At 26.2% G+C, this 11627-nt stretch carries 10 protein-coding genes and 1 other annotated feature; of the genes, 1 reads left to right on the top strand and 9 read right to left on the bottom strand.

Annotated features, from left to right (window positions below; all coding sequences use genetic code 11):
- Positions 1-75: 75 nt before the first annotated feature.
- From KQI36_RS06105 to KQI36_RS06125, 5 genes are all read right to left on the bottom strand, one after another.
- A complete protein-coding gene (locus KQI36_RS06105; RefSeq protein WP_216450108.1) occupies positions 76-1602 on the bottom strand; it encodes a hypothetical protein in 1527 nt (508 codons plus the stop codon).
- A gap of 211 nt (positions 1603-1813) precedes the next feature.
- Positions 1814-2347: an STM3941 family protein gene (locus tag KQI36_RS06110; protein WP_061994126.1), complete on the bottom strand. Its 534-nt coding sequence runs from the start codon at positions 2345-2347 to the stop codon at positions 1814-1816.
- A 238-nt stretch (positions 2348-2585) separates the two neighbouring features.
- Positions 2586-3812 (bottom strand): tyrosine--tRNA ligase, encoded by a 1227-nt coding sequence (gene tyrS, locus KQI36_RS06115; RefSeq protein ID WP_010294336.1) that lies wholly within the window; start codon positions 3810-3812, stop codon positions 2586-2588.
- Between the two features lie 104 nt (positions 3813-3916).
- Positions 3917-4138, bottom strand: a binding site (T-box leader).
- A 63-nt stretch (positions 4139-4201) separates the two neighbouring features.
- Positions 4202-4618: an ATP-binding protein gene (locus KQI36_RS06120; RefSeq protein WP_244991506.1), complete on the bottom strand. Its 417-nt coding sequence runs from the start codon at positions 4616-4618 to the stop codon at positions 4202-4204.
- Between the two features lie 157 nt (positions 4619-4775).
- Complete coding sequence (locus KQI36_RS06125; protein WP_216450110.1) at positions 4776-5948, bottom strand: AlbA family DNA-binding domain-containing protein; 1173 nt, start codon at positions 5946-5948, stop codon at positions 4776-4778.
- Between the two features lie 696 nt (positions 5949-6644).
- Here KQI36_RS06125 and KQI36_RS06130 point away from each other — a divergent pair.
- On the top strand, positions 6645-6806 hold the full coding sequence (locus tag KQI36_RS06130) for a zinc-ribbon domain-containing protein (RefSeq protein WP_010294339.1): 162 nt from the start codon (positions 6645-6647) through the stop codon (positions 6804-6806).
- A 338-nt stretch (positions 6807-7144) separates the two neighbouring features.
- Here the strand turns inward: KQI36_RS06130 and KQI36_RS06135 are convergent, their stop codons facing one another.
- The 4 genes from KQI36_RS06135 to KQI36_RS06150 all read right to left on the bottom strand — a co-directional run bounded on the left by KQI36_RS06135 (position 7145) and on the right by KQI36_RS06150 (position 11574).
- Positions 7145-7675, bottom strand: a complete 531-nt coding sequence (locus KQI36_RS06135) for an ECF transporter S component (protein ID WP_010294340.1) — start codon at positions 7673-7675, stop codon at positions 7145-7147.
- Positions 7676-7823: 148 nt separating this feature from the next.
- Positions 7824-9419 (bottom strand): peptide chain release factor 3, encoded by a 1596-nt coding sequence (locus KQI36_RS06140; protein WP_216450112.1) that lies wholly within the window; start codon positions 9417-9419, stop codon positions 7824-7826.
- Positions 9420-9935: 516 nt separating this feature from the next.
- A complete protein-coding gene (locus KQI36_RS06145) occupies positions 9936-10706 on the bottom strand; it encodes an ABC transporter permease (RefSeq protein ID WP_216450114.1) in 771 nt (256 codons plus the stop codon).
- Positions 10687-11574: an ATP-binding cassette domain-containing protein gene (locus KQI36_RS06150; RefSeq protein WP_216450117.1), complete on the bottom strand. Its 888-nt coding sequence runs from the start codon at positions 11572-11574 to the stop codon at positions 10687-10689. Before KQI36_RS06150 ends, KQI36_RS06145 begins: the two co-directional genes overlap by 20 nt.
- Positions 11575-11627: the final 53 nt, after the last annotated feature.

Below are 11627 nucleotides of genomic sequence, written 5' to 3' on the forward strand. Positions count from 1 at the left end.
CCTATTAATTAATATTATCCTTACAACATACATAGATGTAATTATACTATATTTTTTATATTTTACAAAGCGAATTTATACCATTAAATCTAAAGTGGATATACTTTCATCATTAAAGAAACTTCTACAGTTACTCAATGTAAATTTTTCTATTTTTTCATTTACCAAAATCTCAAAAGAATATGGTGAATTTTTTAAATTATTTAACAGTTCATCCTTACTTCTCTCTATTACGTCCATAAATTTTTTTTGAGCCTGTATATCAATGTTTACATAACAATTGTTTACAGATATATATGCATCTATAACTTCCATATTTAAGGTTTTTATACTTGTTGCAATCTTCATATTCTTTGAGTCAAGCTTTTTACCCTTTCCTCTTTCATCTTTGATTACAAGCTTACAATCATAATCTTTATTTTTTACATTCATAGGCACATTTAAATAATAATAGTCATTACTTAATGTATTAAATATTTTAAAATCTTGCATTTTTCCTTCTAAAAATTTAATTACCTTAGCAAATTTTTCTGGATTATCTTCTTTTTCCTTAATAATTGATAATATAGAATCTTGCATTTGCGTAATTTTTTCTTTAATTTCTTTTTTAATTGACTCATGCATAGGCAATTTAAATTTTTCGGTAATTTCTTTATTAATAATTTCTTCTTTTTCTAATGTTAAAACATTGGAATTTCTACTATTTTCTTTTATTACTTCATTCTTAACATCTTTTTCTATGATATTACTCTTAGATATATATTCACTAGTTTTTATATTACTTTTTTCTTCTATCTTATTTTTAGATGTCACATCTGCCTTATTAAAATTTTCTTCTTTAATATCAACCTTTCCTCTTTCTTTGTATAAAGCTTGTTCAAACTCTTTTATATCCTTACTAATAACATTGTTTTCTTCATTCAAAATATTAAAGCTAGTTATACTTTCTTTATTTATAGGAATATTTTCTTCTTTCATCATAAGTATTGATTTTAAATCTAAAGTTTTAAGAGATACAAAAAAATCTTTTAATATAGCTTTAACTTTGACCCCTAATTCACTATTTACCGATATATTTTTTGCACCTAAATACTTATCAATAAATCTATCTTCTTCTTGAGGGTTTTCAATAATTTTACTTTTAAAATCTAACAAATTTTTAACTTCATCTAAGTTATCCTGTGTCAAAGGTATATTAAATTTAATCATTTCTTTAATTAAATTTTCATCACCTTTTGAAATATTTAATCCTAAATTTTTTATTATTTTAAATAATATTTCTTTTTCAGATTTATTTATGTTTTTATCATTTATATTTTCAATATTGCTATTTAAACTTAATATTAATTTGTTTTCCTTAAAATCATCTACTATAAATTTTAATAAATAATTGTCTATTAAACTATTTTCTATCTTAGTATCTATCCTCGCTGGAAACTGTCTTCCATCTAATAATCTTACAATTACTTCTCCACTTTCTTTATTTATATTAAGGATTCTAGCTGTAAAAGTTTCTCCTTTTCTAAAAGTACTCTTATTTCTATTAACTTGAGTTGATGCATTTTGTAATGCCTCTATTCTCCAAACTCCTGTTCCAGACATACCTTCTCCCCCAATCTATTTAAAATTTATTAGATATAAATTTATAAAATTAATAATTATTAGTTTTATAAATTACTTAAACTAAAAAACTTCTTTTTTAAATACTTACTTATATAATATTATCGTTTACTATGTAATTAAATTATATTTTTAATAAAAAAATTCCTTTGTAATGATTTTCTATTGTAAAAACCCAATAAAAAAAAGCCTGTTAGGCTTTTTTACTATAAGTTAAACAAAATTCATTCATAACATCATATAATTCTTCAATTGAAACATTTTTTGCACTTTGCATATTTATATTAATATGTCCTGTACCTAATTTTAAATTAGCTTGTACTGCTTTTTTTCTTAAACCAGAAATAGACTTTAAATATACATCTGAATCTATTAAATAAATAGAAACAAACTGTTGTCCTGTCACTGAAACAATTTTAATTGACTCTACCGCTTCCCATTTTATAAGTTCATTTTTCTTAGATAACGCTGATGAACGATCGTAAAAACCCTCTTTATTAACTACTACAATTTCTTTACCAACAAATAACTCCTTTAAAATAAAAAATAAACAATAACCAAAAAAAACCACACTTACAATTCCAATAATTAAACATAACCAATTAACTGATTCTTCTGCTGTTATTCCAAAAAACAACAAAAAGGCTCCTATGACCAACATAACAATGGCTAAGAACATTATACTTAATTGTTTGCCCTTACTTTGATATACAATAAAATTATCCACTTTTAACACACTCCTTTAATTATTTTTTATGTTTATAAATAAAAATGACCATTCCTTTTTTAACATAAAAGTTTATTAAAAGGAATAGTCATCTTCGTTTCAAATAAAGAAATTGTATTAATGGATAATTAAAGAAAAGAAGAATTTGTCTCTTTCTTAAACTTTCCACTATACGCCTTTATAAAATGTTTCCTAATCATCTCAATTAACAACAATATTTTAAAATTAAATCTTTATATTAAGCTATTTCTAATTTATAGAATTTTTTCTTTCCTCTTTTTATTAATGCATATCCATCTTCTTTAATGAAGTCTTTAGAAAACTTAGCATTTACATCATCTATTTTAGTTTCGTTTATTGTTAATCCACCTTGTTGTATAAGTCTTCTTCCTTCAGCTTTTGATGGAACAATCTTTGTATGAACTAATATATCTAATATTCCGCTTTCTGCCATATCTTCTGATATTGTAACTGTTGGAACATTGGACATATCAACGCCACCACTAAATAAAGCTTCTGCAGCTGCTTTAGCTTTTTCAGCTGCTTCTTCACCATGTATAAGTTTTGTAACTTCATATGCAAGTACTGTCTTCGCTTTATTTATTTCTGCACCTTCTAATGAGCTTAATCTTTTAACCTCATCCATTGGTAAGAATGTTAATAATGATAAACATTTTTCAACATCAGCATCTGCAATATTTCTCCAGTATTGGTAGAACTCAAATGGTGAAACTCTTTCAGGGTCTAGCCAAAGTGCTCCATTAGCTGTTTTACCCATTTTGTTACCTTCACTGTTTGTTAATAATGAACAAGTCATTCCATATGCTGGCTTTCCTTCTTTTCTTCTTATAAGATCCATTCCAGCTAATATATTTGACCATTGATCATCTCCACCAAGTTCCATAGTACAATTATGCTTTTTATTTAGAACTAAGAAATCATATCCTTGCATTAACATGTAGTTAAATTCAAAGAATGATAATCCTTTTTCCATTCTTTGTTTAAAGCATTCAGCAGTTAACATTCTGTTTACTGAAAAATGAACTCCAATATCCCTTATAAATTCTACATAGTTAAGATCTAACAACCAGTCAGCATTATTTTCTAATATAGCCTTTCCATCACTAAAATCTATTAATCTAGATAATTGTTTCTTTATTCCAGCAACATTTCTATCTATATCTTCTCTTGTAAGCATTTTTCTCATATCTGTTCTACCAGATGGATCACCTATCATTGCAGTTCCACCACCAACAAGAGCTATTGGTCTATGTCCAGCTCTTTGCATATGAGCCATAAACATCATTGCTATAAAGTGACCTACATGTAAGCTATCTGCTGTTGGGTCAAATCCTATATAAAAAGTTACTTTTTCTTTTCCTAATATTTCTCTCATTTCATCTTCATGAGTTAATTGTTTTAAAAATCCACGTTCTTTAAGAACATCAAATACATTGTTTGTCATAAAAATTCCTCCAAGTTTTATCATATAATTTGTTTAAAATACATTAATTTTTTGTATAACATATGTTTTTCTACAAAATATAAAAAGTCCCTAGTTTTTAAAAAACTAGGGACGAAATTTTCCGTGGTACCACCCAAATTGATTTTCTTTTAAAATTTTAAAGAAAATCCTCTCTTTCCTTATAACGTAAGGATAACCGTAACAGCCTACTATTATTTCAGCCTAAAGCTCCAGAATGTATTTCACTATTTCCATCAACTGATTTACACTAACCATCAGCTCTCTGCATGATTTTCATAATTACTTTTTTCTTTCATTGCCTCTAAAATTTATTGATTTAAATGTTATGATATCACTTTACTTTATTAATTGCAAGACTTTTTTAAATTTTATTGTTTTTCAACAACATATTTTTGTACTTCTTTTGGCAACTCTTCGCTATTACCACTTATATTTATATAAAATTTTATATTATGATTGTCAACTAAATATTTTATTTTATCAAATAGTTTTGGCATCTCTTCTATATCAACCTTTTTCATTATACCATCCACCATAACATATTCAACGTCATAGTCTTGTGAAACTATACCACACAAGAAACCTTCAATTTCTTTTGCAGTTTTCAATTTAAAATCTTCTGCACATACAAATCTTATATTTCTATCCAGTTGAAAAAGCATTTTATTATCATCATCTATATACACAATGTTGCCTTTTGCTTTACAAGCCTTCTCATTTGCTAAGTTAACTAGAGCCTTTGTTTTACCTGAACCTTTTTCGTTACAGAATACATTAATCATCATAAACGCCTCCAGACTTATTATTTGATTTTATTGTGCCTATAAATTATGCCTACTTAATATAGTTTATCTACCAAACCTTTGAATTGATTAAATCTTATTTACTAATATCATATATATTTTTTTTTAATAATTTAAATTTTGTTACTCTTATTATATATTATTCAGAATTTTTAAACAATAAATTATTTGTAAAATTTCTTATTCCTGGCAACACTACCTTAAATAAATTTTTTTCTTCATCATTTATAAAATGGACTTTTCCTTTTTTTCTAAAAGATTTTTTTATTATCGCAAACCCAGATGTTCTTTTTAAAAACCTGCCTCTATCATCTAACGTTATTATCTTTTCATAAAGCCACATATTCCTTTTGCCATATAAAACTTTTCCACTATCAAAAGTTTTAAGTAAACATCCTGGACTTGAAATAACTACACTTTTCCCACTTAATATTACCTCTATAAATTTATTATATATACTGTAATCCCTATAAATTATTGCATTATTAACTGCTTCAATAACCGTTTTTTTAGGATATTCCTTAGGCAATATTTTTAAAAGAATCTCTTCTGATTCGTTTATCATATTTAATAAATTTCCTTCTATAATAATTACTTCATTTTTTCTATTTCCTAATTTATTTATTATCTTTATCATGTTTTGTGGTACATAAATACTTGGTATATTAGAAAAAATCAAAGCTCCTCCTAGTGTTAAAAGTTTCTTTCCATTATCTTTATTTGTATAAATTATACCAGCATCCTCCATAAGTTCTTCTAGGTTTGATTTATTAAATTCAAACCCTTTCAATTTAAAATACCGATATATTCTTGGTGTCATCAATGACTTAGTTGAACTATTAATTAATGGTGTTATTTCAATATTAAAACTTAAAGAGCTACTAAACATGGATATTATTTCATCTCTTCTCATTGTATCTGTAGTGGAACCCCGTCTTACATAGAAAGCTCCATTTTCCCTTATTTGATATGGTCTTTGTTCGCTAGTATATATAATTATTACACCTAGTCTCTTACCTTTATACTTCACAAATTCTAAGGATACTGGAATAGGTGGTTCACATCTTGAACTTATGATTTGCTGAACTTTCTCTTCAACTAATCTTTCATCATAGACCCCTACTATGTCTTTACTTTTATCTTCTACTCCTATGATGATATATCCTCTTCCACCTCTAGAATTTGCAATAGCACATACGTCTTTTGCTAATTCTTTCTTGCCACTTTCACTATATATGTCTATCTTTCTTTTAAAATCTAGCTTAGTTCCTTCTTCTTTTTTAAGCAAAGTTTTTACTTTTCTTACATCCATATAATCATTCCTTATTCAGATAAGTTATAAACCAACTCTATAATTTAATAAACCCATAACTATCCACTATTTAAAATTTATTAATAGTTGGCTTTAATTTTATTTCATTCTAAACTAAAATTTTAAATTAATAAAGGCACATTTAAACTTTTTTATCTTAAATCTTTTTCAATAGAAAAAGTACAAATAAATTGAGTTAATATATAAAGTTTCAAGTTAACTTTTAAAATTATTAATCCCTAAATTTAGATATAAAAAATAGTGATACATTCTCTGAATTGCTTAGAATTTAACACTGTATTTTGTATAAAAATATTTTAAAATTATTGAATAAATTTAAATGTGAGCTTGTTTCCCTATATATAAACAACATAAATTTTTACAATTAATCTATGTTATTTATATTTTATGCAATAGCTTTATTAAATTGACTTAAACAACAAATTTTTTTATTTTTTAATATTTTTACGCTTAAATAATCCATTGAAAATAGTGACTTTTATAGCTAAAATTTTAATAATTTTTTTCTAATTTCTATTGTATAATCTATTAATTATGTTATAATATTCTTAGAGTTTAAAACTCTATATATAAAAAAGATTAATTAACAAGGCTTTTATCCAGTAACTCCTTTAATCAAGGAAATAAGATAATCCCATGTTTAATTAGTCCTTAGATTTAAAGGAGGTAAGTACAATGGCTGATAAGACTATTACTTGCAAAGATTGTGGAAACGAATTTATATTTACTGAAGGAGAGCAAGCTTTCTACAAAGAAAAAGGATTCGAAAATGATCCTGTAAGATGCCCAGAGTGCAGAAAAGCTAGAAAAAACAACAGAAACAACTTCAATAGATAATAAAGTTGAAATTAAAGAGAGCTTATGCTCTCTTTTTATTTTATATAAAATATAAAATAAAAAAAGGTAGCTTTAGGTCTACCTTTTTTCGGGATGTGTGATGTTTAAAATTTTAACATATATTTTATGTGTTAAGTTCAGCAATAATTAAACTATAAGGGGGACTTATCTTTTAAATATGCTTGAACAAATTTTAAATTACAGTTATATTTTAATACCTTTATGTGTCAATCTTTTGACATATCCATTACATTTTCATGTCATTTAAAATTTTTTTATATAATAAAAACTTTAAACAGTTTAAGATAAAAGTATAGATTAATAAGATTTATATTTAACTAAAATCTTAAACGTTTTTTTATCATTGTGCTTAAAGGCAATGCTATAACCATTCCTGCTGAAACTTGAAGTACATTATTTGCAATAGATGCTATTGCATTTGGTAAATCATATAATATCCATCCTGCAAAAAAGTATCCAATTATCATTACTATTCCAGCTACAATAAATGCAAATAAATTATTCATGAAATTTTTCCCCTCATAACCTTTTCTATAGGCAAGTGTAGCTGCTATATAAGCCATTGACCCTTTTATAACAAAAGTAAATGGTGCCCAAACTACATACGGAGAAAGTAAGTCAAACAAACACATACCTATTCCACCTGCTAATGCTCCTTTTCTTTTTCCTAATAATATTGCAGCTAAATACACAGCACTATCTCCTAAGTGTAGTACTCCTTCACCAAACGCAGAAGGAACGTGTATTAAACTAGTTGCTACATATACTATAGCAGCCATCATTCCAACTTGTACAATTGAATTAACATTAGTTTTAGATGTAACTTTAGTTTCTAATTTATTCCCCATCTCTTATCACTCCTATTTATTGTATCGTTACAATTTATCCTTTATTTATATTTTCATAAATTATAGTACTACAATACAAAGTGTTTTGCAATACAATATTAAAATAAAAAACCTAGAAACAGATTATATATCCATTTCTAGGTTTTTTTTATTCATTTTGAGCTATTCCTGATAATACTAGACCCTTATTATGGTCTAAAGCCCAACTAATTCCCCAATCATTTTGGAATATTAAAAGATCTCTATCTTTAAAATCCTTTACTACTTTAGTGTCACTTGTTACACTTAAATCTTCAGCTGGAACTTCTGATTTTTCTATCCATCTAATATTTCTATATGGAAGCATCTCCATTTTTATATCTACGTTATATTCGTTTTTTAATCTAAATTCTAGAACTTCAAATTGTAATACTCCTACAACACCAACTATTATTTGTTCTGTACCAATATGTAATTCTTTAAATACTTGAATAGCTCCCTCTTGTGAAATCTGAGTTATTCCTTTTGTAAACTGTTTTCTTTTCATAGTGTCTACAGTTCTAACTCTTGCAAAGTGTTCCGGTGCAAAAGTTGGAATTCCTTCAAATTTAACTTTGTTTTTAGGACTACATAGTGTATCCCCTATACTAAATATGCCTGGATCAAATACACCTATTATATCTCCAGCATATGCACTGTCAACAATTTCTCTATCTTGAGCTAAAAATTGTTGAGGTTGTGCCAATTTTATTTTAGATTTTCCTTGAACATGGAATACTTCCATGCCTTTTTCAAATTTTCCTGAACAAATCCTCATAAACGCAATTCTATCTCTATGTGCCTTGTTCATATTTGCTTGTATCTTAAATACAAAAGCTGAAAAATCGTCTGATAGAGGATCTATAACTCCTTTATCAGAATTTCTACCAAGTGGTGTACTTGTTAACTCTAAGAAATGTTCTAAGAATGGTTCAACACCAAAATTAGTCAAAGCACTACCAAAAAATACTGGTGTTAGTTCTCCTATTTTAACTTTTTCATAGTCAAAATCTTCTCCGGCTACATCTAAAAGTTCTATGTCTTCCAATAGTTTTTCATATAGGTCTTCTCCTATAATTTCTATAACTTTTTCTGTCTCATCTAAAGATATTCTTGTACCTGTAATTTCTTTTTGACCATGATCGCCTTCATTAAATATTTCTATTTCATTTTTTTCTCTATCGTAAACCCCTTTAAAATGCATTCCAACACCTATTGGCCAGTTAACTGGATAAGATTTTATTCCAAGCTCCGTTTCCAACTCTTCCATTAATTCAAAAGGATCTCTAGTTTCTCTATCCATTTTGTTTACAAATGTGAATATAGGAATCTCCCTTATACTACAAACATGAAATAATTTTCTTGTTTGTGCCTCTACACCTTTAGCTCCATCTAGTACCATAACTGCACTATCCGCTGCCATAAGAGTTCTATATGTATCTTCACTAAAATCTTGGTGACCTGGAGTATCTAATATATTTATACAAAATCCATTATATCCAAATTGCATTACTGATGATGTAACAGAAATACCTCTTTTCTTTTCTATTTCCATCCAATCTGAAACTGCATGTTTAGAAGCCTTTCTAGCTTTAACAGAACCAGCCATTCTTATAGCTCCACCATATAAAAGTAATTTTTCTGTAAGTGTTGTTTTACCAGCATCAGGGTGAGAGATTATAGCAAAAGTTCTTCTTTTCTTTATTTCATTAATATACTCACTCAAAATTATCCGCTCCTTTATTAATTTATAAATAAGATTTATAAAAAACTATCGACTCAATTTAACATACCTAAAATACTCATTAAAATGCAAAATTTAATTTTACTTTTTTCAACGTAACATTTATATATCTATTTATATCTTTAATATAAATCTTAAAACCATATAAGTGTATTTTTCCCTAAATATATAGTTTTTAGGCATATAAAATATATATACCTTTTTAATATTTTTAATATGTAATCAACAACCAAAATACCAAAGGCAAAATAGTTTCTATTTTTATAATAACTTAAATTTAGACTACTTTTTATAATATCATATGAAAATACATAATACAAATAAAAGCTATTACTTATCCCAAATGGCCCCATATGATTTTCGCATAAAAAAAGTGTTGTCAAAATACAACACTTAATGTTAATTCACTATAAAGTTCCAAACTAAACAACAGGCTAAAATTATAGTAATAGGTAATAAAAATATAACTTTTAAATCCTTCAATTAAATATATAAGTACTACTTTATTTTTCTGCTATTATAGGCCACTGCAAAAAATAATACTATTCCTGATACAGATGCAAAGAAAATTAATGATTGTATGAAAGGTACAAAATTATAAACACCACCACTCCAAAAATCAATGAATTCATTTCCTATATAAGTAGTTGGAAGAGTATATGCCACTTTTCTAAGAACAGGCGGAAATTCCTTTGCTTGAATTCCAAATAATCCACTTAAAATCATAATTCCAAAATATATTGTCATGGTTATTGCATAAGTTATTCCAAACTTCTTAAATATTAAAGCTATTCCATGTGCAAGTATAAACAATATTATAGATAGCAAATACAATGCTATTATCAATATAACACCACTCTTAGCTGTTGGAATTAAAAGATCTAATACTAGAAAATTTACTACTGTATAAAAAATCAAACCACCAGTTATAAAAAATAGATTTGCAAATACTTTTGAAATAATTAATGAGTTTTCACTATATCCAAACAACTTAAATCTTAATGGAATGTTTTTTTCAAGTTCATTTGAAAAAATAGCTGAATATCCTACAAGTACAGTAGCTAATGGAATTATCATACTAGATGTAATAAATATATTAGTAACAACCTGCTGCCTCATGTTTTCTGGAACCTTTCCACCAATTAAATTACTCATCAATATAGACATTACTATAGGAAAAACTAATCCAAAAATAATTGTAAATATATTTCCCATAAGGTTTCTTATCTCATATTTAATTAAATTTATATTAAACAACTTCTCGTTCATTGTTATTTCCTCCATCATAGTTTGCTTTTGCATTAATAGACATTATTTCTATATCGTTATCACTTCTTTTGAAGTTTACATTTTTATTTATTAAAATTTTTGCTATTTCAAGTTCCATTTCCTTTGTGTAACATGGAATTGCAATTAAATGTTCTGGCGATAATATCCTTTTAAAGTTTTCTGCTAATTTCTTATTTTGTATATTATTTTCTATAGTTATTATGGATTTGCCACAATATTTTTCAAACAATGCTTTCTTATATCCAAAATCTACAACTTTTCCTTTATCTAAAATTAAAATTTTGTTTGCTAGCTGATCCAATTCTTCATAATAATGTGAAACTATACATATTGTAGATTTCTTATCATCATACCATTGAATAATTTTATTCATTAAGTTTTGGCGTGTTTCAAAATCTAATCCTGAAGTAACCTCATCAAAAAATACTAATTGATTGTTTTGCATTAAAACAAGTATTATTGTAAGTCTTTGTTTTTGTCCTCCAGACAATTCACTAAACTTTTTATTTAAACAATTTTCAAAGTCAAAAAAAGAAATTAAATCATTAAGTTCATGGTTATTTTTAATTTTCATTCCTAAAATACCTTCAATAACGTATTTAACCGCCATAGTTGATGGATAATTGTTTTCTTGTAAATGCGCTGATATTTCTGTTGGTTTTAACTTTGTTCGAATATTTCCTTTATAATTTATTAATCCTAAAATAGCTTTTACCAATGTACTCTTTCCCGCTCCATTGGAACCTATTATACCTATTTTGTCACCTTCTTCAAAAGTTATTGGTGTCTTAACTTGAAGAGCAATTTCTTCTCCATATTTAACCTCTAAATTATTTATAGTAATCATTTTATTCCTCCCAATTACTTGCTTTCTATATCTTAATTATAAAAGCTTCATAT

The organism is Clostridium senegalense (assembly GCF_018916625.1).
Classification (GTDB): Bacteria; Bacillota; Clostridia; order Clostridiales; family Clostridiaceae; genus Clostridium_J; species Clostridium_J senegalense.

What these genes read in the sequence shown, in the direction of transcription:
- KQI36_RS06105 (WP_216450108.1), bottom strand. Translation starts at nt 1,602, where the DNA reads ATGTCTGGAACAGGAGTTTGGAGAATAGAGGCATTACAAAATGCATCA.
- tyrS (WP_010294336.1), bottom strand. Translation starts at nt 3,812, where the DNA reads ATGACAAACAATGTATTTGATGTTCTTAAAGAACGTGGATTTTTAAAA.
- KQI36_RS06120 (WP_244991506.1), bottom strand. Translation starts at nt 4,618, where the DNA reads ATGATGATTAATGTATTCTGTAACGAAAAAGGTTCAGGTAAAACAAAG.
- KQI36_RS06125 (WP_216450110.1), bottom strand. Translation starts at nt 5,948, where the DNA reads ATGGATGTAAGAAAAGTAAAAACTTTGCTTAAAAAAGAAGAAGGAACT.
- KQI36_RS06130 (WP_010294339.1), top strand. Translation starts at nt 6,645, where the DNA reads ATGGCTGATAAGACTATTACTTGCAAAGATTGTGGAAACGAATTTATA.
- KQI36_RS06135 (WP_010294340.1), bottom strand. Translation starts at nt 7,675, where the DNA reads ATGGGGAATAAATTAGAAACTAAAGTTACATCTAAAACTAATGTTAAT.
- KQI36_RS06145 (WP_216450114.1), bottom strand. Translation starts at nt 10,706, where the DNA reads ATGAACGAGAAGTTGTTTAATATAAATTTAATTAAATATGAGATAAGA.
- KQI36_RS06150 (WP_216450117.1), bottom strand. Translation starts at nt 11,574, where the DNA reads ATGATTACTATAAATAATTTAGAGGTTAAATATGGAGAAGAAATTGCT.